Origin of the sequence: Halomonas sp. SSL-5 (assembly GCF_030708455.1) — a bacterium.
In the GTDB taxonomy this organism is placed as follows: Bacteria; Pseudomonadota; Gammaproteobacteria; order Pseudomonadales; family Halomonadaceae; genus Halomonas.
The window spans coordinates 1-26,728 of the sequence record NZ_JAUYWF010000008.1 but is presented as its reverse complement, the minus strand read 5'-3'; the positions used below and the strand labels follow the sequence as shown (position 1 = coordinate 26,728).

General features: G+C 69.2%; 27 protein-coding genes. 1 reads left to right on the top strand and 26 read right to left on the bottom strand.

The window, feature by feature from the left end; all coding sequences use genetic code 11:
- Positions 1–26: 26 nt before the first annotated feature.
- The 13 genes from RAN53_RS10600 to RAN53_RS10540 form a co-directional block, all read right to left on the bottom strand.
- Entirely contained in the window at positions 27–680 is a 654-nt protein-coding gene (locus RAN53_RS10600) for an ATP-binding cassette domain-containing protein (RefSeq protein WP_305796787.1), read from the bottom strand.
- On the bottom strand, positions 680–2,338 hold the full coding sequence (thiP, locus tag RAN53_RS10595) for a thiamine/thiamine pyrophosphate ABC transporter permease (protein ID WP_305796786.1): 1,659 nt from the start codon (positions 2,336–2,338) through the stop codon (positions 680–682). Before thiP ends, RAN53_RS10600 begins: the two co-directional genes overlap by 1 nt.
- Positions 2,314–3,312: a thiamine ABC transporter substrate binding subunit gene (thiB, locus tag RAN53_RS10590; protein ID WP_305796785.1), complete on the bottom strand. Its 999-nt coding sequence runs from the start codon at positions 3,310–3,312 to the stop codon at positions 2,314–2,316. The genes thiP and thiB overlap by 25 nt, the downstream gene beginning before the upstream one ends.
- Positions 3,312–5,756, bottom strand: coding sequence for an endopeptidase La (lon, locus tag RAN53_RS10585; RefSeq protein ID WP_305796784.1), 2,445 nt, complete (start codon positions 5,754–5,756; stop codon positions 3,312–3,314). The genes thiB and lon overlap by 1 nt, the downstream gene beginning before the upstream one ends.
- A 79-nt stretch (positions 5,757–5,835) precedes the next feature.
- On the bottom strand, positions 5,836–7,077 hold the full coding sequence (locus RAN53_RS10580) for a DUF945 family protein (RefSeq protein WP_305796783.1): 1,242 nt from the start codon (positions 7,075–7,077) through the stop codon (positions 5,836–5,838).
- Between the two features lie 58 nt (positions 7,078–7,135).
- Positions 7,136–7,609 (bottom strand): phosphatidylglycerophosphatase A, encoded by a 474-nt coding sequence (locus RAN53_RS10575; RefSeq protein ID WP_305796782.1) that lies wholly within the window; start codon positions 7,607–7,609, stop codon positions 7,136–7,138.
- The gene (gene thiL, locus RAN53_RS10570) at positions 7,606–8,571 is read right to left on the bottom strand and encodes a thiamine-phosphate kinase (RefSeq protein ID WP_305796781.1); all 966 of its coding nucleotides are present in this window, start codon (positions 8,569–8,571) and stop codon (positions 7,606–7,608) included. Before thiL ends, RAN53_RS10575 begins: the two co-directional genes overlap by 4 nt.
- 11 nt (positions 8,572–8,582) lie before the next feature.
- Positions 8,583–9,080 (bottom strand): transcription antitermination factor NusB, encoded by a 498-nt coding sequence (gene nusB / locus RAN53_RS10565; RefSeq protein WP_161431086.1) that lies wholly within the window; start codon positions 9,078–9,080, stop codon positions 8,583–8,585.
- Entirely contained in the window at positions 9,077–9,571 is a 495-nt protein-coding gene (gene ribE / locus RAN53_RS10560) for a 6,7-dimethyl-8-ribityllumazine synthase (protein ID WP_161431084.1), read from the bottom strand. Before ribE ends, nusB begins: the two co-directional genes overlap by 4 nt.
- 92 nt (positions 9,572–9,663) lie before the next feature.
- Positions 9,664–10,833 carry a bifunctional 3,4-dihydroxy-2-butanone-4-phosphate synthase/GTP cyclohydrolase II gene (ribBA, locus tag RAN53_RS10555; RefSeq protein WP_305796780.1) on the bottom strand — a complete coding sequence of 390 codons (1,170 nt, stop codon included), beginning with the start codon at positions 10,831–10,833 and terminating at the stop codon, positions 9,664–9,666.
- A 136-nt stretch (positions 10,834–10,969) separates the two neighbouring features.
- Positions 10,970–12,115 (bottom strand): bifunctional diaminohydroxyphosphoribosylaminopyrimidine deaminase/5-amino-6-(5-phosphoribosylamino)uracil reductase RibD, encoded by a 1,146-nt coding sequence (gene ribD / locus RAN53_RS10550; protein ID WP_305796779.1) that lies wholly within the window; start codon positions 12,113–12,115, stop codon positions 10,970–10,972.
- 13 nt (positions 12,116–12,128) lie between these two features.
- Positions 12,129–12,602: a transcriptional regulator NrdR gene (gene nrdR, locus RAN53_RS10545; protein WP_305796778.1), complete on the bottom strand. Its 474-nt coding sequence runs from the start codon at positions 12,600–12,602 to the stop codon at positions 12,129–12,131.
- A gap of 76 nt (positions 12,603–12,678) precedes the next feature.
- The gene (locus tag RAN53_RS10540) at positions 12,679–13,188 is read right to left on the bottom strand and encodes a copper chaperone PCu(A)C (RefSeq protein WP_305796777.1); all 510 of its coding nucleotides are present in this window, start codon (positions 13,186–13,188) and stop codon (positions 12,679–12,681) included.
- 186 nt (positions 13,189–13,374) lie between these two features.
- Here RAN53_RS10540 and dsbG point away from each other — a divergent pair, with 186 nt between their 5' ends.
- Positions 13,375–14,127, top strand: a complete 753-nt coding sequence (gene dsbG / locus RAN53_RS10535; RefSeq protein WP_305796776.1) for a thiol:disulfide interchange protein DsbG — start codon at positions 13,375–13,377, stop codon at positions 14,125–14,127.
- 95 nt (positions 14,128–14,222) lie between these two features.
- On the opposite strand, the gene RAN53_RS10530 is transcribed toward dsbG, so the two are convergent.
- From RAN53_RS10530 to RAN53_RS10470, 13 genes are all read right to left on the bottom strand, one after another.
- On the bottom strand, positions 14,223–15,257 hold the full coding sequence (locus RAN53_RS10530; protein ID WP_305796775.1) for a c-type cytochrome: 1,035 nt from the start codon (positions 15,255–15,257) through the stop codon (positions 14,223–14,225).
- A 13-nt stretch (positions 15,258–15,270) separates the two neighbouring features.
- Entirely contained in the window at positions 15,271–15,921 is a 651-nt protein-coding gene (locus RAN53_RS10525; RefSeq protein WP_305796774.1) for a c-type cytochrome, read from the bottom strand.
- Positions 15,922–15,965: 44 nt separating this feature from the next.
- Positions 15,966–17,294, bottom strand: a complete 1,329-nt coding sequence (locus tag RAN53_RS10520) for an ATP-binding protein (RefSeq protein ID WP_305796773.1) — start codon at positions 17,292–17,294, stop codon at positions 15,966–15,968.
- Positions 17,291–17,980, bottom strand: coding sequence for a response regulator transcription factor (locus RAN53_RS10515; RefSeq protein WP_305796772.1), 690 nt, complete (start codon positions 17,978–17,980; stop codon positions 17,291–17,293). The genes RAN53_RS10520 and RAN53_RS10515 overlap by 4 nt, the downstream gene beginning before the upstream one ends.
- Before the next feature lie 159 nt (positions 17,981–18,139).
- Positions 18,140–18,553 (bottom strand): DUF6691 family protein, encoded by a 414-nt coding sequence (locus RAN53_RS10510; protein WP_305796771.1) that lies wholly within the window; start codon positions 18,551–18,553, stop codon positions 18,140–18,142.
- Positions 18,550–19,023 carry a YeeE/YedE family protein gene (locus tag RAN53_RS10505; protein WP_305796770.1) on the bottom strand — a complete coding sequence of 158 codons (474 nt, stop codon included), beginning with the start codon at positions 19,021–19,023 and terminating at the stop codon, positions 18,550–18,552. Before RAN53_RS10505 ends, RAN53_RS10510 begins: the two co-directional genes overlap by 4 nt.
- Positions 19,024–19,151: 128 nt before the next feature.
- Positions 19,152–20,960 (bottom strand): SulP family inorganic anion transporter, encoded by a 1,809-nt coding sequence (locus RAN53_RS10500; RefSeq protein ID WP_305796769.1) that lies wholly within the window; start codon positions 20,958–20,960, stop codon positions 19,152–19,154.
- Position 20,961: 1 nt separating this feature from the next.
- Positions 20,962–21,396, bottom strand: a complete 435-nt coding sequence (locus RAN53_RS10495; RefSeq protein WP_305796768.1) for a TIGR01244 family sulfur transferase — start codon at positions 21,394–21,396, stop codon at positions 20,962–20,964.
- 18 nt (positions 21,397–21,414) lie between these two features.
- Positions 21,415–22,281: an MBL fold metallo-hydrolase gene (locus RAN53_RS10490; RefSeq protein WP_305796767.1), complete on the bottom strand. Its 867-nt coding sequence runs from the start codon at positions 22,279–22,281 to the stop codon at positions 21,415–21,417.
- A 170-nt stretch (positions 22,282–22,451) separates the two neighbouring features.
- Positions 22,452–23,363, bottom strand: a complete 912-nt coding sequence (locus RAN53_RS10485) for an MBL fold metallo-hydrolase (protein ID WP_305796766.1) — start codon at positions 23,361–23,363, stop codon at positions 22,452–22,454.
- A 229-nt stretch (positions 23,364–23,592) separates the two neighbouring features.
- Entirely contained in the window at positions 23,593–23,784 is a 192-nt protein-coding gene (locus RAN53_RS10480; RefSeq protein ID WP_305796765.1) for a DUF2892 domain-containing protein, read from the bottom strand.
- Between the two features lie 181 nt (positions 23,785–23,965).
- Positions 23,966–25,375, bottom strand: a complete 1,410-nt coding sequence (locus tag RAN53_RS10475) for an MBL fold metallo-hydrolase RNA specificity domain-containing protein (RefSeq protein ID WP_305796764.1) — start codon at positions 25,373–25,375, stop codon at positions 23,966–23,968.
- 189 nt (positions 25,376–25,564) lie between these two features.
- Positions 25,565–26,728, bottom strand: a 1,164-nt coding sequence (locus RAN53_RS10470) for a hypothetical protein (RefSeq protein WP_305796763.1), incomplete at its 5' end; no start/stop codon positions are given.

The window sequence follows — 26,728 nt, the reverse complement described above, 5'->3', positions numbered from 1 at the left end:
ACGCGCTCGGCCGTCAGGCCAGTGGCTCAGGCGAGCGGCACCAACCGCCCCGCCTCCAGCCGGCAGCGGCGATCGGCCAGGGCATCGATATCGTCGCGGTCGTGGCTGACCAGGATCACCGCAGTGCCCTGCTGTTGCTGGCGGCGCACCAGCGCCCACAGGCCCTCGCGGGTGGCCTCGTCGAGGCCGGTGAAGGGCTCGTCGAGCAGCAGCAGGGGCGAGCCCCGCAGCAGTGCCCGCAGCAGCGCCACCCGCTGGCGCTGGCCACCGGAGAGCTCGCTGGGCAGGCGCGCCTCGAGGCCGGCGAGCCCCACCTCGGCAAGGCCTTCGGTGATGCGCCGGCGCTGGTCGGCGCTGAGCCGCAGGTCGGGCGCCAGGCCGAGCCCCAGGTTGGCCCATACCGGCAGGTGGTCGAAGAGGTTGTGCTCCTGGAAGACGGTGGTGATGCCGCGCTCCCAGGGCGGCCGCGCCAGCAGGTCCTCCCCCCGCCAGGCAATGGTGCCGCCCTCGGGCTCGAGGAAGCCGGCCAGCAGCCCCAGCAATGTGCTCTTGCCACAGCCCGAGGGTCCCTCCACCGAGAGGCACTCCCCCGGGGCCAGGTGGAAGGTGAAGGAGAACGCCGGTGTCTCGCCGGGATCGGCGCGGTCATAGTGGAAGGTCAGGTCGCGGCAGTCGAGCATCAGGGTCTCCAGCGCGGGCGTGGCGGGCGGCGGGTCAGGCCGCCCAGCGCGGCGAAGGTGAGGGTCACCAGCACCAGCAGCAGCAAGGCAGTGGCCGCCGCCCCCTGCCAGCGATAGCCGCCCAGCTGCTGGTAGAGCAGCATCGGCAGGGTCGGGGCGGAAGGGCTGCCGAACAGGGCGATGACGCTGAAGTCACCCAGCGACAGCGTCATGGCGTAGGCCAGTGCCAGGGCCAGCGGACGGCGCAACCGCGGCCAGGTCAGCCAGCGCAGCCTTGCGGCCCCGCGCACACCGAGCTGGTCGGCCAGGCGCGCCTCGGGGGCGGTGAGCCCCGGCAGCGCCCCGCGCAGCACCTGCATGGCGAAGGGCAGCGCCATCAGGGCGTTGACCAGCACCACCAGCCCATAACCCTCCCAGCCGCTGCCCAGGGTGGGGCGCAGCAGCAGGAAGAGCCCGGTGCCCAGCACCAGCGCCGGCACCACCAGGATCAACTGGCCGCCGCCCTCCATCGCCAGGCCCAGGGCACCCTGCCCAGCGCGGCGCAACCAACGGCTGCCGGCCAGTAGCGCCAGCGCCAGGGCGAGCGCGCCGAGGCCCGCCCCCAGCGCCATGGCGAGGCTCCTCGCCGCCGCCGGCCACAGGCTCGACGCCCGGGGCAACTCGGCGAGCCCACCCAGGCCGGCGATGACGATGGCCGCCAGGGGCGGAACCAGCAGCGCGGCCAAGGCCAGCAGCCAGGCGGCGTCCACCCAGCGCGAGGGGCCCGCGGCGTCGCGGCGGCGCCAGCGCCCCAGAGACGGCAGGCGCACGCTGCCTACCATCAGCAAGGGCGCCCCGCCCCGGGAGAGCGCCAGCAGCCACAGGCCCAGGCAGATCGTCAACTGGGTCAGCGCCAGCAGGGCGGCAAGCGCGAGGTCGTGGTCGAACTTGAGCGCCTGGTAGATCGCCACCTCCAGGGTGGAGCTGCGCGGCCCGCCGCCCAGGGTCATGACGATGGCGAAGCTGGTGAAGCAGAGGGTGAAGACCAGCGCCGCCAGCCGCGGCAGCAGCGATGCCAGGCGGGGCCACTCCAGGGTGCGCCAGATGGCACCGCGGGTGAGCCCCAGCTGGGCGGCCAGGCGCCAGTGGGCCGCCGGCGCCGTCTCCAGCGCCTGGAGCATCAGCCGCGCGGCGAGCGGCAGGTTGTAGAACACATGGGCCAGCACGATGCCGGAGAGGCCGTAGAGGTAGCCCGCCTCGAGGCCGAAGAGCCACTCCCAGAGCGGCGCCGCCCAGCCGCGCCGGCCGTGCACCGCCACCAGGCCGAACAGGCCGATCAGCGTCGGCAACACCAGCGAGAGCTCCATGGCGCGCAGCAGCAGGGCCCGACCCGGGAAGGCGGGCCGCCGCGCCAGGGCCAGCGCCACGGGCACGGCGAGCCCCACGCTGAGCAGCGTGGAGAGCGTGGCCTGCCACAGGGTGAAACGCAGGATGGCGGCGAGCCATGGCTCCTGCCACAGCATGGCCGGGTGCAGCGCCCGGGTCTGCCACAGCAGTGCGGCCAGGCTGCCGAGCCCCAGCCCCGCCACCAGCGCCAGGGCGGCGAGCCCCAGCCCCGGCGGCCAGGGTGAGGGGCGCGCCCAGCGCGGCGGCGTCAGCGCGCCGCCGCGTTCAGCCACTCGCGGATCCAGGCACGGCGGTTGTCGCGCACCTCCTCGGGGGTGAAGGTGAGGCTCTCGGGGTCGATCAGCCGCTCGAACACCGCGGGCAGCTCATCGCCCAGGTCGATGGCCGGGTTCATCACGTTGCCCAGCGGGATATGGCGCTGGAAGTCCGGGGTCAGCATGAATGCCAGGAAGTCCCGGGCCAGCTCGGGCTCGTCGCTCGAACGCAGCCTCGCCGCGGTCTCCACCTGCAGGTAGTGGCCCTCCTCGAACTCGGCGGCCTGGTAGCGGTCGGTCTCCTCCACCGCCATGTGGTAGGCCGGCGAGGTGGCGTAGGAGAGCACCATGGGCGCCTCGCCGTTCATGAACAACGAGAAGTAGGCCTGGCTCCAGCCGTTGGTCACGGTGAGCACCCGCTCGTTGAGCCTTTCCCAGGCCTCGGGCGCCGCATCGCCATAGACATGCTTCATCCACAGCAGCAGCCCCTGGCCGGTAACGCTGGTGCGCGGGTCCTGGAGGATGATCTTGACGTCCTCCGGGGCCTCGAGCAGTTCGGCGAAACTGCCCGGCGGCGCCTCGAGCTGCTCGCGGTCGTAGACGAAAGCGAAGTGGCCCCAGTCGAAGGGCAGGAAGGTGTCGTCGTCCCACTCGATGGGCAGCTCGAGCGCGCTTGTGTCGACGCCATGGGGCGCCAGCAGGTCGAGTTCACGGGCCTCGGCCATCAGGTTCATGTCGAGGCCGAGCACCAGGTCGGCGCCGCTGCCCTCCCCCTCCAGGCGCAGGCGCTGGAGGATGTCGACACCGCCGTCGAGTGCCACGAAGCGCAGGTCGCAGTCGGCGCAGCGCGCCTCGAAGGCCGCCTCGATGGCGGGCCCCGGCCCCCACTCGGAGACGAAGGAGTCATAGGTATAGACGGTCAGCGTGCGCTCCGCGGCGGTGGCGCCGCCCGCCGCTACCAGTGTCAGGATCAGGGCTGCCGGTCGTTTCATCAGCCGAACACCACCCTGGCCACATCCTTGTAGCGCCTGGCGAAGTGCACGGTGACCCCCTCCTTGAGGTGCTCGGGCAACTCGTCGTAATCGCGACGGTTGGCGTCGGGCAGGATCACCTCGAAGATGCCGCTGCGCCGGGCGGCGATCACCTTCTCGCGGATACCGCCCACCGGCAACACATGTCCGGTCAGGGTCAGCTCACCGGTCATCGCCAGATTGCGATCGATGGCCTGGTGCTTGGCCAGCGAGAGCAGTGCGGTGGTCATGGTCACCCCCGCCGAGGGGCCATCCTTGGGCGTGGCCCCCTCCGGCACGTGCATATGCACGAAGGCGGAGTCGAAGAAGTCGGCGTCGGCGCCATACTCGGCCAGGTGGCCCAGCACATAGCTGTAGGCGATGTTGGCGGATTCCTGCATCACCTCGCCGAGCTTGCCGGTGAGCTTGAAGCCGCGGGTCAGCGAGTGCACCTTGCCGGCTTCGATGGGCAGTGTGGCGCCGCCCATGGAGGTCCAGGCCAGGCCGGTGACCACGCCCTCGCCCTCGAGCACCTGCTCCTTGCGGAACAGCGGGGCCCCCAGGTACTCCTCGAGGTTCTTCACCGAGACCTTCACCGACTGCTGGTCGTTCTCCAGCAGCCTGACCGCCGCCTTGCGCACGATGCGGTGCAGCTGCTTCTCGAGCTGGCGCACCCCCGCCTCGCGGGCGTAGCCCTCGATCACCTGGCGCAGGGCGGCATCGGTGAGGTTGATGCGCTTCTTGGGGATGTTGTCGCGCTTGAGCAGCTTGGGCCACAGGTGGTTCCTGGCGATGGCCATCTTCTCCTCGGCGATGTAGCCGGAGAGGCGGATCTGCTCCATGCGGTCGAGCAGCGCCGGCGGAATCGAGTCCAGGGTGTTGGCGGTGCACACGAAGAGCACCTTGGAGAGGTCCAGGCGCACGTCCAGGTAATGGTCGAGGAAGTCGACGTTCTGCTCGGGGTCGAGCACCTCGAGCAGCGCCGAGGCGGGGTCGCCCTGGAAGGACTGCCCCATCTTGTCGATCTCGTCGAGCATGATCACCGGGTTCTCGACCTCGACCTCCTTGAGCGCCTGGGCGAGCTTGCCGGGCATGGCGCCGATGTAGGTGCGCCGGTGGCCCTTGATCTCCGCCTCGTCGCGCATGCCGCCCACCGAGAAGCGGTAGAACTCGCGGCCCAGGGCCTCGGCGATGGAGCGGCCCACGGAGGTCTTGCCCACCCCGGGCGGGCCCACCAGCAGCACGATGGAGCCGCCCACGTCGCCCTTGAAGGTGCCCTCGGCGAGGAACTCGACGATGCGCTCCTTGACGTCGGCCAGGCCGTCGTGGTCGCGGTCGAGCACCGTGCGGGCGTGGGGCAGGTCGAGCTGGTCCTGGCTGCGCACCCCCCAGGGCATGCTGGTCAGCCAGTCGAGGTAGTTGCGGGTGGTGCCGTACTCCGGCGAGCCGGTCTCCAGCACCGCGAGCTTGTCGAGCTCCTCCTCGATGCGGGTCAGCACCTTGGGCGGCACCACCAGGTCCTCGAGGCGGTCGCGGAAGGTGTCGACGTCGTTCTCACGGTCGTCCTTGGAGATGCCCAGCTCGCGCTGGATCACCTTTAGCTGCTCGCGCAGGAAGAACTCGCGCTGGCGATCCTGCATCTGGGCGTTGACCTGGTCACTGATCTCGCTCTGCAGCTGGGCGACCTCGATCTCCTTGCGCAGCAGCGGCAGCACCTTCTGCATGCGCGAAAGCACCGGCAGGGTGGCCAGCACGTCCTGCAGCTCGTGCCCCTTGGCCGAGGTGATGGCCGCGGCGAAATCGGTGAGCGGCCCCGGTTCGTGGGGGCTGAAGCGGTTGAGGTAGTGCTTGAGCTCCTCGCCGTAGAGCGGGTTGATCGGCAGCAGCTCCTTGATGCCGTTGATCAGCGACATGGCGTAGGCGCGCGCCTCGTCGGCCTCGGCGTCCACCGGCTCGCGGGGGTAGCTCACCTCCACCAGGTAGGGCGGCTCCCGGGAGATCCAGCGCTGGATACGGAAGCGCTGCAGGCCCTGGGCGATGAACTGCAGCTGATCATCCTCGCCCTGCAGCTTGTGCATCTTCACCGCGGTGCCGATCTCGGGGAAGTCGTCGTGATCCATTGCCTCCGAAGCGGCCTCGCCGACGAAGGCCAGGCCCACGGTATGGTGCGGGGTCTTGGCGACACGCTCGATGGTCTCCTCCCAGCGCTCGCGGTTGATCACCAGCGGCTGTACCTGGGCGGGGAAGAAGGGGCGGTTATGGATGGGCAGCAGGTAGATGCGCTCGGGCAGCGTCTCGCGAGCCGGCACCATGGAACGCTTGCTGTCACCGGACGGCTCGCCGAGGTCGAGGTCTTCGTCCTGCTCGTGCTCGTCGTGGATCCATTCCGGCTCGTCAGACGCGTGGCGGTCCTGGTCGTCGCTCATGGGGTCTCCCTGTCCAAACGGTTGGGCATATGCCGATGGGTTATGGGATGCGGGCGACGCCGCAGAATTTCAAGCCCAATCAGCGCCATAGCGGGGGCAGCGGGCGGCCATTGACGCGCACCGTGCCTCGCACCACGTCCACCGCCAGCTCCGTGGTGTCCAGGGGCAGCCCCAGCCACAGGGCCACCACGGTGGGCACCTCGCGCCACACGAAGTCGCCATCCAGGCGGCTGCGCCAGCGGGCCTGCTCGGCGGGTTCATCGAGGCGGGAGACGCTGAGCTCATCGAGACGCCGCGGGTCGAAGATCAGCGCCCCCTCCCCCTGGGCGGAGAGGCCCAGCATGGGGCTGTCGAGGTCCACCGCGGTAATATCCAGGCGCGGCGAATCCTGCAGCAGCGCCTTGAGCTCCGGTTCCAGCCGCGCGATGAGCTCGCGGGGTGTCGGGGTGTCGCTGCCTGCCATCATCACCTCCTCGCGCAGCCGGCTCAGCAGGGTACGCAGGGCCTCGGCATGGAGTCGCGAGAACTGGGCTTCCACCCTTCCGGTCAGCAGCACCTGTTCGGCGGCCATCAGCTGCCCCAGGTTGAGCTCACCGTCGATGCGCAGCTCGCTGTCATCCAGCTGCATGCGGCTGCTGTAGAGCAGCTCGCTACCATCCAGCTCGAGATCCTGCTGGCGCCAGGCGACCCGCTCCAGGCGCAGCAGGTCGTGCTGGGTGAAGTGGTGGGCATCGGCGGTGTAGGCGTAGCGACTCTCCAGGCTGGCCGGGCCGGCCTCCAGGCTGACGACGCCGTCGGTGAGGCGCAGCGGCTTGAGCCGGGCGCGCAGCCACCAGTCGCCATACTCGCCGCCGAAGGTGACCTGCCCCCCCTGGAAGTCGAGCTCGCGCTGGCCCTGGCGAATCAGGAAGGGGGCCAGTCCGACGCTGCCCTTGAGAGCGCCACCCAGGGTCTGGTAGCGCGCATGCCAGCGGGGTGCCGCGGAAGGCAGCGCATCGCCGAACAGGCGCTGGCGCGCCGGGCCCAGGGAGGGCTGAACCTCGCCGTGCAGGCGGGTGCTGAGCACCCCGTGACGCGCGGTATAGGTGAGCGCGAGCTGCCAGCCGTCGCCCAGCAGCGGGGCGATCAGCACGCGTCCCGACGAGGAGAGCCAGCCGCGCTCGATGGCCTCACGCTCGACCACCAGCTCGCCGCGCGCCTCCAGGTCGTTCAGCGTGCGCATCAGTTCGCGCTCGAAGAGCAGCGAGGCGGCATACTGGGCCACCGCCCAGACCAGCGCCAGCCCTACCACCACCGGCACGATCAGTCGTTCCTTGCGCATGGTGACTCCCTTCCCTGCGACGCCGGCTACGGCCTCAGCGAAAACCCGCCGTACCGGTCTAGTGTAGCCAGAACCAGAGGTGCATGAGGCTCCAGGCATAGATGCCGGCGAGGACATCGTCGATCATGATGCCGAAGCCGCCGGCCACATGACGGTCGGCCCAGCGGATGGGGAACGGCTTGATCACGTCGAATACCCGGAACACCAAAAACCCCCAAAGCGCCGCCTCCCAGGAGAAGGGGACCGCCGCCATGGTGATCCAGTAGCCCACGAACTCGTCCCAGACGATGCCCGAATGGTCGTGGACGCCGAGGTCACGGGAAGTCTTCTCGCACAGCCATACACCCCATACGAAGGCGATGAAGACGACGCCCCAGTACCAGGAGAGCGGCAGCTCGGAGAGCAGCCAGTAGAAGGGGATGGCCGCCAGGGTGCCGAAGGTACCCGGTGCCCAGGGCACGGTGCCGCTACCCAGGCCGAAGGCCAGGAAGTGGGAGGGGCGATGCCAGACGCTGGATGGGGCTCGATTCATGAAGTGCCTCCCGGGGGGGCGCCGCGGAAGTGCTGCCAGCCGGTGCGCCGGGCCGCCGGCACGCCGCTCACGCCGGGTGACTGGGTCAGGTGGCCGACCACGGTCAGCGGCAACGCAAGCGCCGCCAGGCGTTGCCGGGCCTCGTCCAGCCGCTCGGCGGGCAGGCACACCAGCAGTTCGTAGTCATCGCCGCCGACCAGCGCCGCCTGACGCGCGCCCTCCTCGCCCAGCGCCGCCACCAGCCCCTCGGCCAGGGGTAGCGTCTCGGGCTCGAGATGGGCGCCGCCCCCGGAGTGCTCGAGGATATGCCCCAGGTCGGCCAACAGCCCGTCGGAGATATCCACCGCGGCCGTGGCCAACCCGGCCAGGGCCTCGCCGGCGGCCAGCCGCGGCTGGGGCATGAGGTAGCGACGCAGCAGCGGATGGGCGGGGTCGCGCTCGCCCGCCTGCCATGCCGCCAGGCCACCGGCGCCGCCGCCCAGGGCCCCGGTCACCGCCAGCAGGTGGCCGGGACGACCGCCGCCCCGGGTCATGGCCGCGTCGGGGGCTACCTCGCCCATCACGGTGACGCCGATGGCCAGTTCACCGCGGGTGATGTCGCCGCCGGCCAGGCGGGTGCCGGTCGCCTCGCAGAGCGCCAGGAACCCACGCGAGAAGCCCTCCAGCCAGGCGTCCTCGCTCTCCTCAAGCGACAGCGACATGAAGCACCAGCGGGCCCTGGCGCCCATGGCGGCCAGGTCGGAGAGGCTGACCGCCAGGGCCCGGTGGCCTACCGCCTCGGGCGGGGCGTCGGGGGGGAAGTGCACCCCGCACACGGAGGTATCGACGCTCACCGCCAGCCGCCGGCCCGGGGTGGGCGCCAGCAGCGCGCAGTCGTCGCCCACGCCCATCACCACCCCGGACTCGGGGTCGGGGGTGGCGGGGGTAAAGTAGCGCGCGATGAGGTCGAATTCGCTATGCATCCGGTTTCCCTTCAGCGGCGGCGGGCGGCCACCTCGGCGCCGCGCAGGCGCCCGGCAAGCTTGTCGAGGATGCCGTTGACGTACTTGTGGCCGTCGGTGGCCCCGAACGACTTGGCCAGCTCGACGCCCTCGTTGATGGCCACCCGGTACGGCACCTCCAGGCGCCGCGAGAGCTCGTAGGCGCCCAGACGCAGGATGGCCAGCTCGATGGCGTCGAGCTCCTCGAGCTTGCGGTCGAGCAGCGGCGCGATGGAGGCATCGAGGTCGGCGCGGAAACGTGACACGTTGTGCACCAGCTCATGGAACAGCGCCAGGTCGGCGATCTCCATGACCTTGTGCCAGTTCTCGTGGTCCTCGAGGTCGTCGTCGGCCAGCTGGCTACGGAACTCCACCTCCACCGCGCTCATCGACTTACCGGTCATCTGCCACTGGTAGAGACACTGCACCGCCAGTTCACGGGCGGCGCGCCGCCCCTGCTGCGCCTTCGAGGGCCCGCGCTCGCGTCTCATGCTTCCTCCTCGGCGCCACCGCCCAGCTGGCGCATCAGCGAGACCATCTCCATGGCCGCCATGGCCGCCTCGGCGCCCTTGTTGCCGGCCTTGGTGCCGGAGCGCTCGATGGCCTGCTCGATGGAGTTGACGGTGAGCACACCGTTGGCGATGGGGGTCTCGAACTCCAGCTGCAGGTTGCCCAGGGCCGCGTTGCAGCCACCGGCCACGTACTCGAAGTGCGGGGTGCCGCCGCGGATCACCGCGCCCAGGGCGATGACGGCCTCGGGGCGCGCCACCTTGAGCACCTGCTTGACCGCCAGGGGCAGCTCCCAGGCGCCGGGCACATGGACGATGTCGATGTTCTCGGCATCGACGCCATGGCGCACCAGGATATCCACGGCGCCCTCTACCAGGCTGTCCACCACGTGGTGGTTGAAGCGCCCCACCACGATCACGTAGCGACCGTCGACGTCGACGAAGCTGCCTTCCAGTTGAGAAATGGGTTCCATATCGGTTTCCTGCTGAGGCTCACCGGCGCGGCCATGCCGCGCCCGGAATTGAATGAGAGTAGGTGATGGGAGTGCCGAGGGGAGGCGCCGTGTCACTCGCCGTCGGCAGCGTCGGCACCCGCCGGGAGATCCTCCGGCCCCAGGCGCTCCACTACCTCCAGGTCGAAGCCCGAGATCGCCGAGAACTTCCAGGGCGAGCTGAGCAGGCGCATCTGGCCCACGCCCAGGTGGCGCAGGATCTGCGAGCCGGTGCCGATGGTCAGGTAGTTGCCGGCGCCGTCGGAATCGCTGGTGCGCGGGGCACGCTTGCGCTCGAGGAAGATATCGAGCTGGTCGCGCAGGTCGAGGCGCGGCCGGCCATGATCAAGCAGCACGAAGACCCCGCGCTCGCTGCGCGCCACCTCGGCGATCGCCTCGTGGGAGGTCCAGTGCCCCCCCTCGCCCTTCTGCAGGCAGAGCAGGTCGCGCATGGTATCGGCCAGGTGAACGCGCACCGTGGTCGGCATCTCGGGGCTCGGCCGGCCCTTGACCAGCGCCAGGTGATGGGCGCCCTGGATGCTGTCGCGGAAGACATGCAGGGCGAGCTCACCATGGGCGGTGTTGACCGTGGTCGACTCCTCGTGATCCACGGTCTGCTCGTTGTGGATGCGATAGTGGATCAGGTCGGCGATGGTGCCCATCTTCAGGCCGTGCTCGGTGGCGAAGCGCTCGAGCTCGGGGCGGCGGGCCATGGTGCCGTCGTCGTTCATGATCTCGCAGATCACGCCGCTGGGGTCGAGGCCGGCCAGGGAGGCCAGGTCACAGGCGGCCTCGGTATGGCCGGCGCGGCGCAGCACGCCGCCGGGTTCGGCCATCAGCGGGAAGATATGACCGGGCTGGACGATATCCTCGGGGCGGGCATCGCGGGCCACGGCGGCCTGCACGGTGCGCGCGCGGTCGGCGGCGGAGATGCCGGTGGTGACGCCCTCGGTGGCCTCGATGGAGAGGGTGAACTTGGTGCCGAAGCCGGAGCCGTTGTCGTTGACCATCAGCGGCAGCTTGAGGCGCTCGCAGCGACTGCGGGTCATCGGCAGGCAGATCAGGCCGCGGGCATGGCGAGCCATGAAGTTGATGTGCTCGGCCTGGACCATCTCGGCGGCCATGATGATGTCGCCTTCGTTCTCGCGATCCTCATCGTCCATCAGGATCACCATCTTGCCCTGACGGATGTCCTCGATCAGGTCCTCGATGGGGGCCAGGCCCCCGGCAGTGGCGTGCACCATGAGATCTCCAGAAATTCTGCGTGGCAGGCGTCGGCAGGCGGCGACAGTCACGTCGTCCACAGGCGTCGCCTCGCCTCGAAACGGCGTCAGGGTACCTTGGCGCGGCAGCGGGCGCCAGTAAAGAGCCCTGCCTGGGTTAACCGGGAGCCACCCGGCGACGCGGCCGGGCGGTGATGCGCCAGTCCTGCCCCACGGCGCGGATATCGAGGATCTCCAGGCCGCGCTGGTGGGCCATGGTCTCGATGCCGGCGAGCTGGAACAGCGGCCGGGCGTCGCCGCCGAGCAGGGTGGGCGCCACGAAGAGCTGCATCTCGTCGACCAGGCCGGCATCGAGCATGGCGCCGGCCAGGGTCGCGCCGGTCTCCAGCAGCACCTCGTTGGCCTGCTCGACCTCGGCCAGGTGGCGCAACAGGGCGTCGAGGTCGACCCGGCCCTCGGCGCCGGCGGGCAGGGTCAGCACCTCGGCCCCGGCGCGGGTGAGCCGTTCGATGCGCTCGGGCTCTACCCCTTCCACCGTCACCACCAGGGTGCGTCCCGGTTCGGTGAGGCAGGCCGCCGCCTCGGGCAGGCGCAGCCGACTGTCGACGATCACCCGCAGCGGCTGACGGGCGGCGATGGCCTCGGCCTCGGGCAGGCCGAGCTGGTCGGCGCGCACGGTGAGTCGCGAGTTGTCGAAGATCACCGACTCCACCCCGGTGAGCACGGCACTGGAGCGGGCACGCAGGCGCTGCACCTGGCGCCGCGCCTCGGGGCCGGTGATCCACTGCGACTCGCCGGACCGCATGGCGGTGCGGCCGTCGAGGCTCATGGCCATCTTCAGGCGCACGAAGGGGCGGCCGTGGTCCATGCGGCGCACGAAGCCGGCGTTGAGCGCCCGGGCCTCGTCCTCGGCGATGCCCACCGTCACCTCGATGCCGGCCTCGCGCAGCATCGCGATGCCGCGGCCGGCCACCGCCGGATTGGGGTCCTCCATGGCCACTACCACACGGGCCACGCCGGCCTCGATCAGCGCCTGGGCGCAGGGCCCGGTGCGCCCCTGGTGGGAGCAGGGCTCCAGCGTCACGTAGGCGGTGGCGCCGCGGGCCGCCTCGCCTGCGGCGTTGAGGGCGTGCACCTCGGCATGGGGCTCGCCGGCGCGGGCATGGTAGCCCTCCCCCACCACGCGACCGTCCTTGACCAGCACGCAGCCGACCCGGGGGTTGGGGTGGGTGGTGTAGAGGCCGCGCCGGGCCAGCTCGAGGGCGCGGGCCATCCAGGCATGCGGTGGCGTGGGGTGGGCCATGGGGGGCTCCGGGTCAGCGAGGGGGCGTCTGGTCGGGGTCCTGGGCGAGGCGATCGATCTCGGCGCGGAACTCGTCGATGTCCTGGAAGCGGCGGTAGACCGAGGCGAAGCGGATATAGGCGACCTGGTCGAGGCCGCGCAGCGCGGCCATTACCGCCTCGCCGATGTCGCGAGCATGGATCTCGCGCTCGCCACGGGCGCGCAGGGTCTGGCGGATGCGCTGCACCGAGGCCTCGATGGCCTCGGCGCTGACCGGACGCTTCTCGAGGGCGCGCAGCATACCGGCGCGCAGCTTCTCCTCGTTGAAGGCTTCGCGGGAGCCGTCGCCCTTGATCACCCGCGGCATGATCAGCTCGGCGGTCTCGTAGGTGGTGAAGCGCTCGCCGCAGGCCACGCACTGGCGACGCCGACGCACCTGATCCCCCTCGGCGACCAACCGCGAGTCGGTGACCTTGGTGTCGTGGGTGCCGCAGAAGGGACAGTGCATGGCAGGGTTCCAGAATGGGGAAACGGGACTCGTCGTATTGTACTGACTCGAGCCCCGCCCGCCCAGCAGCGCCGCCTCAGTGGGCCGAGTGCGACATCCCTTCGGCCTTCCCCTCGGGCATCTCCTCGGCCTTCTCCTCGGGCATGCCGTGGCCCATGGTCTCGATGCGGCGCACCGGGGCCGCCACCTCGAGGGTCTGGCCGTCGTCGAAGGTCAGCGAGAGCGCCACCTCGTCTCCCTCGTGCAGCGGCACGGCCAGGTCGATCAGCATCAGATGGTAGCCGCCCGGTGCCAGGCGAGCGCCCTCGCCCACCGGCACCGGGATCGCCTTCACCTGGCGCATCTGCATCACCCCGTCCACGTCGACATGGTTGTGCAACTCCGCCACCCGGGCCGCCGGGGTGCTCGCCGCCACCAGGGCGCGATCGGCATCACCGGCGTTGTGAAGCTGCATGAAGGCGGCGGTGGTGGTGGAGACCGGCGGCACGGCACGCACATGGGCGCCCTCGATGCTCAGTGAGTCGGCGCTGGCCAGGCCGCTGGTGAGGGTCAGCCCCGCGGCGACGAGAAGAGAGAGAAGGCGCATGTGATACTCCTGAAGCAGGTAAGGATTTCCAGCTTAGCGCGACAGGACAAGCGCGCGCAGGCCTGCGACACTCTGCCCCGCTTAACCCCTAACTAATCAGCGCGTGCCAGGATGGGAAACCCGAGACGCCCCGGGCGGTCTGGTGTAGACCCCCCGCCTGCTGACCACCACCCACAGGACCTTGCGATGCGCTACCTCTTGCCTTCCCTGACGCTGGGCCTCGCCGCCGCCCTCCCCGCCCTAGCCGACGAGCACTGGCCCGCCCCGGTGGAGGCCCTCACCGAGCAGGGCCTGACCATCCACGGCGAGTTCGAGGGCCCAGCCGGGTTGACCGGCTACGGCGCCAGCCACTCCGCCGGCGAAGTGGCCATCTACCTGCTGCCGGGTGGCGAGCACGCCATCGTCGGCACCCTGGTCGATGCCGAGGGCAACAACCTCTCCGAACCCGCGCTGGACAAGCACGTGCGCGCCGCCCAGTTCGCCGAGGTGTGGCAGGATCTGGAGGCGAGCCACTGGATCGCCGACGGCAACCCCGACGCCGAGCGCATCGTCTACACCTTCACCGACCCCAACTGCCCCTACTGCCGTCAGTTCTGGCAAGAGGCCCGGCCCTGGGTCGAGGCCGGCGAGGTGCAGCTGCGCCATATCATGATCGGCGTGCTGGCCTCGGACAGCCCGGCCAAGGCCGCCGCCCTGCTCGGCGCCGACGATCCCGCCGCCGCCCTCCACGCCCACAGCGGCGACGGCGAGGAGATCGAGGCCGGCCCCCAGTCACGCGAGGTCGAGGAGCAGGTCTACGCCAACAACCAGCTGTTCGACTCGCTGGGCTTCATGGCCACGCCGACCACCCTCTTTCGCGACGGCGACCGGGTCGATCGCATCGAGGGCGTGCCCAGCCCCGAGCGCCTCGAGGAGGCCATGGGCGGCCCGGCGCCCTGAGCGCAGTCGTACTCCCGCCCACGCGGCTACTGACGAAACAGCCCCCGCCAGGCACTGCCGGGCGGGGGCTCAGTCATCGCCGATAAATCGGGCTCCTACTCGACGTCGAGGTCCTCGAAGCGCGGCTGACCGACGTTCCAGGGCTTGACCTCCTCGCCCTTCTCGCCCCAGTTGGCGTGATCGGCGAGGCGGTGGCCGTCGACCTCACGCTCCTGGCCGTAGCTGGAGTGCTTGTGGAAGGTGGGGCCGAACTTCTCCAGCACCTCGTCCACGCTGCCGGTGTAGCGCGGATCCTGCGGGCGCTCCTGCTGGGTCATGTAGTAGGCGATGTCCCAGGCTTCCTGGTCGGAGAGCGACAGCGGCTGGCCCAGCGGCATGTTGTTCTTGATGAACCCGGCCGCGGTGTGGGTGCGCACGATGCCGGCGCCCCAGTTGTTGGAGCCGTCGCCCCAGGGGGCGGGGAACACGTACTCGCCGTCCTGGTAGAGGCCCGAGCCGTCCTCGCTGTGGCACACCGCGCAGTTCTCCACGTAGAGCGCCTCGCCGTTCGCGTAGCTCAGGCTCTCGGGACGCTCCGGCGCCGGGAAGCCGCGCCCGTAGATGGGCTGATCCGGATACACGGGCGCGCCCTTGGCGAGCCACTGGTGGTAGGCGGAGAGCGCCAGCATGTCGTCGCTGCCGTACGCCGGCGGGGTGCCGTTCATGGAGTAGGCGAAACAGCCGGCGATGCGCTCCTCCAGGTTGTTGACGTGCTGGTTCTTGCCACGGAAGTCCGGCAGGGTCACCGCCGCCGGCCACACCGGGGCGCTGAAGGGCTGACGCCCCTCGCCCAGGTGGCAGCTGGAGCAGTTCATGTCGTTGAAGACATTCTCGCCGCGCAGCTGCTGGGTGTTGGTGAACAGCTCGTAGCCACGGCGGATGACGGCCTTGGTTGCCGGCTTCATATCGGCGGCCTCGAGGTCCGCCATGGTCGGCGGCACGTGGACCAGTTCGCCCTCCTGGGGCGCCGGATAGCCCATTTCCACCAGCTTGTCGTAGGGATGGCCGTCGGTCTCTGCCCAGGCGACCAGGCTTGCGCTGGCGGCCAGGGTCGCACCGGCTAGTGCCAGCGCCTTGCTGCGATTGATCATGGTCTGTTCCCCCTTACTCGTCGGTCGCCGGCTGACTGGCCAGCCAGGCCGCCACGGCGGTGATGTCATCGTCGCTCATGCGGTTGGCGATGGCCCCCATCAGGTTCTGCGGGTCGTTGCTGCGCTCGCCGGCCTGCCAGGCGTGCAGCTGGCTCTCGATGTAGCCGGCGTGCTGGCCGGCGATGCCCGGGAAGGTGCTGCCCGCGCCCTGGTTGCCGGGGCCGTGGCAGCTCTTGCAGGAAACGATGTACTCGTCCCAGTCGCCGCGCAGGGCGAGCTGCTCGCCGCGGGCCAGCAACGCCTCATCGACGTCACCGCCGTCGCCCTGGGTGGCAGGCAGCTGGCTGTAGTAGGCCGCCACGTCGGCGATCTGCTGGTCATCGAGCATGTTGGCGAAGGGCATCATGCTGGCGTTCTGGCGGCGCCCCTCCTGGAAGTCGTGCAACTGCTTGGCGATGTAGTCGGCACCGAGCCCCGCCAGGCGCGGCCAGGACTGCCCGCCCGGCACGTTCATGCCGCTGCCATCGGCCTGGTGGCACGCCACGCAGGTGCCCGCGGCCGCCTGGCCACGCTCGGCGTCTCCCTCGAGCGCCACGGCCTGGCCGGCGGCCAGGCCGGCGCCCAGCAGCAGGCCGAGCCCGCTCGCGATCCTCTTGCTGGTCATCGGTATTCCCCTCTTTCGTGTCGTTTTGTCTTCGTCATGGCCCCTCAGGGGGCAACGGTACTTGCCTGCACCGGAAAGGTCAGGCGAGCCTCCAGCCCACCCCTCGCGGGACGGACAAACTTCAGGTCACCGCCGAAACGCTCGGCGATGGCCACCACGATGGCCAGCCCCAGGCCACTGCCATGCTGCTTGCTGGCACGCCAGAAACGCCTGGCCATCTGCTCCAGGGCTTCGTCATCGACGCCGGGCCCATGGTCGATCACCCGGAAGGTCAGGGTAGTGTGGTTATCGCCCTCCACATCGAGGGTCACCCGAGACGCCTCGCCGCCGTGGCGCAGCGCGTTATCGATCAGGTTGCGCAGCGCGGTCACCGCCAGCTCCCGCGGCAGCGCCAGGGGCGCCTCGGGCCACGCCTCGGGCAGCTCGAAGCGCGAGGTCGGCGCACCGCTATCGCGCAGCGCCAGGGCCACCACCTCGGCGGGGCGGCACAGGCTGCCGTCCTCGAAGGCCAGACGCCCCTCCACCCGTGCCAGCATCAGCAGCTGGTCGAGGATCCGCGCCAGGCGCTCGACGCCCTCCTCAGCGTAGGCGACGGCCTCGCGCGCCGCCTCGCCCTCCACCCGGCCGGCCACCTGCAGGTGGGTCTTGATGGCGGTGAGGGGCGTGCGCAGCTCGTGGGCGGCATCGTTGGTGAAGCGCTGTTCGCGGACGATGGCCTGCTGGACGCGGGCCAGCAGGCCGTTGAGGGTCTCCACCAGCGGACGCAGCTCGCCGGGCACCCCGTAGGTGGCCACCGGCGCCAGGGCATCCGGATGACGCCGCGCCAGGGAGTCACGCAGCCGGGCAAGGGGCGACAGCCCGCGCACCACGCCGATCCACAGCGCCACCAGGCTGCCCAGCATGGCCACCACGAAGGGCACCGTGGCCACCTTGATGACATTGCCGAGCAGCAGGTCGCGCTCATCCATGCGGTCGGCGGTGGTGATGGTCAGCCCGCCCCGCTCGTAGGTGAACACCCGCCAGGTCACGCCGCCCTCCTCGCGGTAGGCGTGCCCGCCGACCTCGCCCACCGCCAGGATCGACTCCAGGTCGGTGTGGGTCTGGGCCATGATCTCGCCGCGCGGCGAGTGCACCTGACAGGCCAGCCCCTCGATGGGCGGGATCGATAGCGCCCGCCGGTCGGCCTGGAGCCACACCTCCTGGGGCAGCTGGGCCATGAGTCCCGCGACCATGCGCGCCGACTGGGCGAGACGCTGGTCGAGGGTGGCCACGAACTGCTCCTCCAGGTCCCGCAGTAGCCAGGCGGCGGCCAGCCCCCAGAGCAGCACCAGGGTGACGCCCAGGGTCACCAGCAGCCGTGTGCGCAGGCTCACGAACGGCCCTTCTCGGCGGACTCACCCAGCGGCGGCCCCAGCCGGTAGCCCAGCCCGCGTACCGTCTCGATCAGCTCGCTGCCGAGCTTGCGCCGCAGGTGGTGGATATGCACGTTGAGGGCGTTGCTCTCCACGTCCTCGCTCATGCCGTAGAGGCTGTCCTTGAGCTGGTCCGCCGAGAGCACGCTGCGCGGCGCCTGCAGGAAGGCCTCCAGCAGCACCAGCTCGCGGCGCGAGAGCGCGACCGGGCGGCCGTCGAGGCTGACCTCACGGGCCACCGGGTCGAGGCACAGGGCACCGTGCTCGATCAGCGGATGCGACCGCCCCGCCGCACGCCGCAGCAGCGCCTGCAGCCGGGCCACCAGTTCGTCGAGGTCGAAGGGCTTGACCAGGTAATCGTCGGCACCGCCCTGCAACCCCGCCACCCGGTCGCTGACCGCATCGCGGGCGGTCAGCACCAGCACCGGCGTGGTCACCCCGGCGTCTCGCCACTCCTCGAGCAGGCTCAGGCCATCACCGTCGGGCAGGCCACGGTCGAGGATCACCACGTCGCTGTCGACGCTCTCCAGGGCGCGACGCGCCTCGGCGATGGAGGCCACATGATCGACGACATAGTCGTGAACGGCGAGCCCGGCGCGAATGCCAGAGGCTACCAGGGCGTCATCCTCGATCAGTAGAACGTGCATGGCATCGGGTCCTCTCGTTGTGCGACATCCTGTCACCGCCCCATTAAGCCTGCGTTAATGGTTATAGGGTTATAAGCCGCCCGCGGCGATCCATTGGTCGTAGACGACGACGCCCCCGCTGGCGGGGCCTGCGGGGGCGTCGCTTGACGCAGGTCAGGCTCAGCTCCGGGCGGGGATCGCCCTGGCCAGGAACCAGCCGGCGACCATCGCCACCAGCATCGCCACCAGCGGCATGGTAGGCCCGGCGATGGAGGCGATGGCCGGCCCCGGGCAGTAGCCGGAAAGCCCCCAGCCGATGCCGAACAGCGCCGAGCCGCCGATCAGCCGGGCGTCGAGGTCCTGGCGGGTAGGCAGCTGGAAGGCCTCACCGTAGATCGGGGCCGTGCGCTTGAAGACCAGCCGGTAGCCGATGAAGTTGGTAACCACGGCACCGCCGAGCACGAACATCAGGGTCGGGTCCCAGGCGCCGGCGAGGTCGAGGAAGCCCAACACCCGGGCCGGGTCGGTCATGCCGGAGACGGCCAGTCCCAGGCCGAAGATCAGCCCGGCGATATAGCCCATGAGCGTCTTCATGCGCCACCTCCGATCACGTGCCGAACCACGAACACGGTGATGATCGCCATCACCAGGAAGGTGACGGTCGCCACCATCGAGCGCACCGAGAGCCGCGACAGGCCGCAGACCCCGTGGCCGCTGGTGCAGCCGCTGCCCAGGCCGGTACCCAGGCCCACCAGCAGGCCGGCGACGAGCATCAGCGCCACGCCGCCGGCGGGCTCGCCGATCACGCGACCGGTCGCGTCGACGGCACCGCCGGCGACGTTGCCCAGGCCGCCGCCCAGCAGCATCACCACGAGCGGGCTGCTGATCAGGCCGAGCAGGAAGGTGAGGCGCCAGGCGCTGTCGCCCTTCGGCCGGGCGGTGATCAGGTTACCGATGATGCCGCTGATGCCGGCGATTCGGCCCAGGGTGGCCATCAGCCAGGTGGCAGAGAGGCCAATCAGCACGCCGCCGGCCAGTCCCTGCAGGGATGAACTCCAGTCCACGCTTGTTTCTCCTATGGTCTCATAACGTATTTGGTTAGCTTGTCATGCGTGGGGCTGACCCGGCGGCAAGCCCCCGCGCCCCTCGCTGGCTGTTATCACCAGACCCCTGTAACACCGGGGCGCTGTCGTCAGGGCAGCCGCGGATGCGGCTGTGCCTCGTCGTCGAAGGTCGAGCCCGGCACGGCGCCCAGCTGCATCTCGGCGCAGCGCCGCGACAGGCGGCCGTCGACCACGCCGCGCAGTTCCTGCCAGGCATCGAAGGTGCTCAGGAACACCTTGCCGGTCATCTCGTGACAGAATTCCGTGTGCTGCAGGCGATCCATCACCGGGCCCTTGACCTCGGCCAGGTGCAGCGCCACGCCGGAGTCCCTGAGGCGCGCGTTGATCGCCTCCAGGCTTTCCAGCGCCGAGGCGTCGATGACGTTGACCGCCTGGCTGGCCAGCACGATGTGCTCGAGGCCGGGCTGGCGGGCGGCCAGCTCCATCACGGTATCTTCCAGATAGCGCGCATTGGCGAAGTACAGGCTTTCGTCGACGCGCAGGATGACCAGGCGCTCGTCGGTCTCGACCGAGTGGCGCTGCACGTTGCGGAAATGCTCGGTGCCCGGCACCCGCCCCACCACGGCGCTGTGCGGCCGACTGGTGCGGTAGAGGTGCAACGCCAGCGACAGCCCCACCCCCACCATGATACCGCTCTCCACGCCATGACCCAGGGTAACGGCGATGGTGGCCAGCATGGCGGCGAAGTCACCGCGCGAATAGTCCCAGGTGCGCTTGATCGCCGCGACGTCGACCAGCGACAGCACCGCGACGATGATGGTGGCCGCCAGGGTGGCGATGGGCAGGTAGGCGATCAGCGGAGTGAGCAACAGCGCCGCCACGCCGATGCCTACCGCGGTGAAGGCACCGGCGGCCGGGGTCTCGGCGCCGGCGTCGAAGTTGACCACCGAACGCGAGAAGCCACCGGTCACCGGCATGCCACCGGTCAGCGAGGCGGCGATATTGGAGGTGCCCAGGCCCACCAGCTCCTGGTCGGGGTCGATGCGCTGGCGGCGCTTGGCGGCCAGGGTCTGGCCCACCGACACCGACTCCACGAAGCCGACGATGCTGATCAGCAGTGCCGCCACGACGAGCTCACGCCACAGGCCGGCGTCGAAGGCGGGCAGGGTCAGTGGCGGAAGCCCCGCGGGCACCGCGCCGACCACCGCCACGCCGTGCTCGTCGAGGCCCAGCCCCCAGCTGGCCAGGGTGGTGGCGGCCACGGCCAGGATCGGCGCCGCCTTGGTGAGCATGTCCGCCGGGCGCGCCGGCACGCCGAGCCGACCCAGGGCGGGCTTGAGCCAGCGCCGCGCGGCATAGAGGAAGGCAAGCACCGAAAGGCCGATCACCAGGGTGGGCAGGTTGACGCTGCCCAGCTGGCTGCCCAGTCCAACCACCAGCTCCAGCAGGTTGTGGCCGCTCGCCTCGACGCCCAGCACGTGCTTGAGCTGGCTCGCCGCGATGATCAGTCCGGAGGCGGTGATGAAGCCCGAGATCACCGGGTGACTCAGGAAGTTGGCCAGGAAGCCCAGTCGCGCCACGCCCATCAGCGTCAGCATCAGCCCCGACATCAGCGCCACGGCCAGGGCCGCCGCGAGATACTCCGGCGTGCCCTGAGGCGCCACCTGCCCCACCGCGGCGGCGGTCATCAGCGAGACCACCGCCACCGGCCCCACCGAGAGGGTGCGGCTGGTGCCGAACACGGCATAGACCACCAGCGGCGCGATGCTGGCGTAGAGCCCCACCTCGGCTGGCAGCCCGGCCAGCATGGCATAGGCCAGCGACTGCGGGATCAACATGATGGTGACGATCACCGCGGCCAGCAGGTCGCTTGAAAGCGTCGCCCGACCATAGCCGGGCAGCCACTGCAGGATCGGCAGATAGCGTTTCGGGTTCATCTCAACGCTGCCCGGCGGCGGCTTCCAGATGCGGCCGATGCTCTTCCAGATCGTGGCCGGCGGCCCGCGCAGCGGCCAGCAGCGCCGGAATATCGCAGCTCTCGCCCTGGCTGCGGGCGCGGGCCCACAGGTGCACGGCACGCTTGCCGGTCTTGCAGAAGGCGAGGATCGGCGCCGGCAGTGTCTCCAGCGCCTCGCCGAAGGCGGCGATGTCGCCCTCCGAGTACTCGCCCGGCGTCACCGGGATGCAGCACCACTCGAGACCGAGCTCGGCGGCGCGCGCCTTGAGGGGACGGTCATCGGGATGGTCCTCGGCCTCGCCGGGGCGGCGGTTGCAGATCACCGAACGGAAGCCGCGACGGGCGACCTCGTCGAGATCGGCGGGGGTCACGGCATCGGTGATGGCGAAGCCGGGTTCGAGCTCATGGATCTGCATGGACGCACTCTCCTCTTCTCAGAACTTGTTGATCGGCACCTTGAGGTAGACCTGGCCGTTGTCCTCGGCGGGTGGCATCTCGCCGGCGCGCATGTTGACCTGCACCGAGGGAATGATCAGCCGGGGCATGCCCAGGGTGGCGTCGCGCTCGGTGCGCATCTGCACGAACTCCTCCTCGCCGATGCCCTCGTGGACGTGGACGTTGTGGGCGCGCTGCTCGGCCACCGAGGTCTCGTGCTGATACGCCTCGCGCTCCGGCGCCTTGTAGTCGTGACACAGGAAGAGACGCGTCTCGTCCGGCAATGCCAGCACCTTCTGGATGGAGCGGTAGAGGGCGCGGGCGTCGCCGCCGGGGAAATCGCAGCGCGCGGTGCCATAGTCGGGCATGAACAGGGTGTCACCGACGAAGGCGGCATCGCCGATGACGTAGGTAAGGCAGGCCGGCGTATGGCCCGGGGTGTGCAGCACTCGCCCTTCGAGGTTGCCGATGGCAAAGGTGTCGCCCTCCTCGAAGAGGCGGTCGAACTGGCTGCCGTCCCGGGCGAACTCGGTGCCGGCGTTGAAGGCCTTGCCGAAGACGTCCTGGACCACGGTGATGTTGGCGCCGATGCCGGTCTGCCCGCCCAGCTTTGCGTGCAGGTAGGGCGCGGCGGAGAGGTGGTCGGCGTGCACGTGGGTCTCGAGGACCCACTCAACCTCGAGGTCGTTGTCGCGCACGAAGGCGATGATCTCGTCGGCCGAGCGCACGTCGGTGCGGCCGGCGGCATAGTCGAAGTCGAGCACCGAGTCGAGGATCGCGCAGGATTTGCTATCTGGGTCCTGCACCACATAGCTGAAGGTGTTGGTGGGCTCGTCGAAGAAGTGGGTCACGATTGGCTGGGACATGGAAAACAACCTCCATCGGATGTCGCTGGCCGAAGCATGGAGACAGCATAGCCGAAAACACGTTCTAAGAATAGATTATTAGGCTATATAAAGGTCCGACTACCCTCCCCCACGGTACGAGCCCCGGCGGCAAGGGCTGCGAGGCTCGCTGTTCCAGCACGGCCGGGGGATTACTCCCAGGCGGCGCCCTCCAGGGCATCCAGCGGGATCTTCAGGTAACGCTTGCCGTTGGCCTCCGGCTCCGGCAGGCGCCCGCCCAGGGTATTCACCTGCAGGGAGTGCAGGATCAGCTTGGGCATGGGCAGCTCGCCGTCGCGCTTGACCCGCATCGCCGTGTAGTCATCCTCGGTGACGCCGCCGGCCAGGTGCTTGTTGGTTTCGCGCTGCTCACGCACCGTGCTCTCCCACTCCGGCGCGCGACCATCGGGCATGTAGTCGTGGCCGGTGAACAGCCGGGTGTCGTCGGGCAGTGCCAGGATCGCCTGGATCGAGCGCCACAGCTGGTGGGCATCGCCGCCGGGGAAGTCGGCCCGGGCGGTGCCGAAGTCCGGCTGGAAGAGGGTGTCGTGGACGAAGGCCGCGTCGCCCACCACATAGGTGATCGAGGCCAGGGTGTGCCCCGGCGAGAACATCACCCGAGCCTCCAGCTCGCCGATGGCGAAAGTGTCACCCTCGGCGAAGAGCCGATCCCACTGGGAGCCATCGGCGGGGAAGCCGGGCCAGTGGTAGATCTCCTTCCACAGTTTCTGCACCTCTACCACCTTCTCACCGATGGCCGTAGGCGCCCCCGTCTGCTCGCTCAGGTACTGCGCCGCCGAGAAGTGGTCGGCATGGGGGTGGGTGTCGAGGATCCACTCTACCTCGAGCCCCTTCTCCTTCACGTAGGCGAGCAGCTCATCGGCATGGTGGCTGGCACTAGCCCCGGACTTCTCGTCGAAGTCGTACACCGGGTCGATGATGGCGCACTTGCCGGTGGCCGGATCGCTGACCACGTATTGGATGGAGAAGGTCCGCGGGTCGAAGAAGCCGGCGACCTCGGGGCTGCCGGCCCCGGTGCTGGGCGAGAGGGCAAAGGTCTTCATGGGATACCTCCGATAGCGTGTTGCGGTGGGTCGATCACCACTTGCTTTATATGGAATAAGCTTAGCTTAAAATAAACTATATGGCGATTGTGCCACTGCATGGGGCCGATAGCCCTACCGCGACAACCTTCGCGCAACGGCCGCCCGCGAGGAGGCCACCAACGCACGGCGCCCGCGACCAGGAGGCCGCGGGCGCCGCGTATCATCAGCCAGCCGGAGCCGGCGTTGGCTACTTCTTCAGCTTGCAGGTATTCACGCCCAGCAGCTTGTAGGCCGGGCAGAAGTTGAACAGGCCGGTGGCCAGCGGCAGCACACCGATCCAGCCCCAGGCGCCGATGACGCCGGTCAGGGCCAGGCCGATCAGCAGCGCGCCGATCACGATACGGGCAATCCTGTCGATACCACCCACGTTACGGGTCATGGCGTTCTCCTCGATGCTTGGTCGCAAAAGTTGCTTGGATTCAGAAGGTGAAGATCGGAGCGGGCACGGCCGGGCGGAGGCGTCCTCCGACGGGTACCGACAGGCTAGACCAGCCCGTCCGAGATGACATGTGGCAAGGCGTCACACCTTGACCCACATCAAGCCCCTCCTGAACGGTGGCTCACAGCTGGATACGGTCGCCGTAAGCGGGAATCTGTGCCTCAATCTCGCTCTCGGCCAGCGCGGCCTGGAGCACCTTCTGGGTCTCGGGCTCGCCGTGTACCAGGTAGAAGCGTGGACGGTTGCGGAAGGCCCCGGCCCAGCCGATCAGCTGACTCTGGCCGGCGTGGGCCGAGAAGCCACCGATGGTGTGCACCTTGGCCTTCACCGCCAGGTCGTGGCCGAACACGCGGATGCGCTCGGCGCCGTCGACGATCTGGCGACCGATGGTGCCCCCGGCCTGGAAGCCGACGATCACCAGCCGAGTGGCGCTCTTCTCCAGGTTGTAACGGAAGTGGTGCACGATACGCCCGCCGTTGCACATGCCCGCACCGGCGATGATGATCGCCCCGCCGTGGATGCGGTTGATGGCCATGGATTCCTCCACCGTGCGGGTCATGCGCAGCACCGGCAGGTACTGGCCCGGGTCGCCGCTGGCCGCCTTGTTGAGCACCTTGAGATCCTCGGGGTCGAGCGCCTTGCGCGCCCGGTGGTAGAGCTCGGTGACCCGGATCGCCATGGGGCTGTCGAGGAACACCAGCTGCTGGCGCAGCCGCCCCTCGTGGTAGAGCACGCTCAGGTGGTAGAGGATCTCCTGGCTGCGCCCCACCGCGAAGGCAGGGATCAGCACGTTGCCGCCATCGGCGTGGGCCTCTTCCAGCACCCTGGCGAACTCCTCGAGGGTCTCCTCCAGGGGGCGGTGGTCGCGGTCGCCGTAAGTACTCTCCATCAGCACCAGGTCGGCCTCATAGAGCTTCTCGGGGTCCTTCATCAGCACCGAGCTGGGATTGCCCAGGTCGCCGGAGAACACCAGGTGCTTCTGCTGGCCGCCGGAGGGCACATTGAGCTCGACGATGGCCGAACCGAGGATATGCCCGGCATCGCGAAACACCAGGATCACCCCGCCGGGCAGGTTGACCGGCTGTCCATAGGGATGGGAGACGCACTGGGCGAGGGTCTGCTCCACGTCATCGAGGTCATAGAGCGGTGCGACCAGCGGCCTGTCGTTGCGCTTGCGCCACTTGTTCTCCCACTCGATGTCCTTGGCCATCACGAAGGCCGCATCCTGGAGCATGATCTGCAGCAGGTCGCGGGTGCCGCGAGTACAGTGAATGGGCCCGCGATAGCCCTCGCGGACCAGCTTGGGCAGCAGGCCCGAGTGGTCCAGGTGACCGTGGGAGAGCACCACCGCCTCGAGCTCTTCGAACAGCTTGCCGAAGGGCTTCTCGTTGGCGCGGTCGGCGTCCGCCCCGCCCTGGTGCAGGCCGCACTCCAGCAGCAGCCGGTGTGGCCCGCTCTCGCCGTCCACCTCGAGCAGGTAGCGGGACCCGGTGACTTCCCCCACCGCGCCCAGAAAGGTCAGTGTCGACATGTGCATGCTCTCCCGTCCTGGTCATCTCCCCGGCGGCACTCGGGCACGCCGGATCCTCTACCTTCCACTAACAGGCAGTATGGCGGGAATCGGGGGAGGCGTACCAACGAAAGCGGGCCGGCCCGCGATGCGGGTCGGCCCGAGACCATCAAGGGGCGGACCCACCGGATGGCAGGCCCGCCGTTTGGGTTAAAGCAACACGTCAGGGTCGTCGAGACTTACGGAGGATGCCTCCGCCGGTGGCTCCGGGCTGAAGTCAACGGTGAAGTCGTCCGTCGCGGTGTCCTCGTCGCCATCCTCGAGCGTTGCGGTGAAGTTCAGCTCGAGTGAGTCCGGATCGAACGCCTGCGAGGTGGTGAACTCGACCACCGGGATCTTGACAGTCCCACTGCCCATGAACAGCTGCACCGCATCGATGTTGTTCGGGCCATTGGCATCGCCGATCGTGAAGCTGACCTGGCCACCCGCTTCTGCCGAAAGCATGTTATTAGTGACCAGCGTCGGCTCTCCCACCGCGTTTCCATCTGCGTCGTAGACGAGGTAATAGAGCTCTTCTGAAGAGGTGTCATAGCCCCCCACCGTGTTGTCGATGAATACCTTGACGCTGCTCACGTCGACATCAGTCGGATCGATAACGAAGCTCTCGTCGACCTTTCCACCTTGCGTCGTTTCCCCGTCGATGTCCGAGAGCGAGTTACCGTCGAAGTTGTTGTTGCCGTTCCCGATGCCGGCGGTGCTGACGTTCATCTCGTCATCGCTCAGATAATCGGCCCCCGCTTCGATATCGGCCTCCAACGCGTTGAGGAAGGACGAGATATCACCCGGTTCGGTCGTGGGATCCACGGCAGAGAACACGATTTTAAAGTCATCCGTCACGGTCAGTGTCCGCACCGGGTCCGGACCACCGGCATCCAGCGAGCCATCCGCCGACGAAAATGTGACTTTTTGGGCCGGCGGGGTATCGAGGGTGACGGTGTACTCGTCGTTGGCGAGGTCGACACCCAGGGTGAAATCGACTGTTTCGTCCTCGCCGTCCCCGTTGAAGTCATCGGTGATGCTCCCTGTCCAGGTCTTATCGGTGACCGACTCAACGAAGGTGACGTTGATGTTACCCGACGTTGAGATGGGATCCTCACCGTCGATCCGATACGAATCGAAGGTGATCGAAAGGTCGCCAAACCAATCGGTTCCGGGGTCGTCGATGAAGGTGCCTGTAGCCTCGGCCGGATCCGAGTAGGTTCCGGTGGCATCGCCGACTTCAATCGCCGGGCCGTCATCCTCGAAGCCGATCAGGCTGCCCAGCTCGATCTTGCTGGACGCGGTGTCGGTATCGCCGTCGGTCAGCGTCGCCTC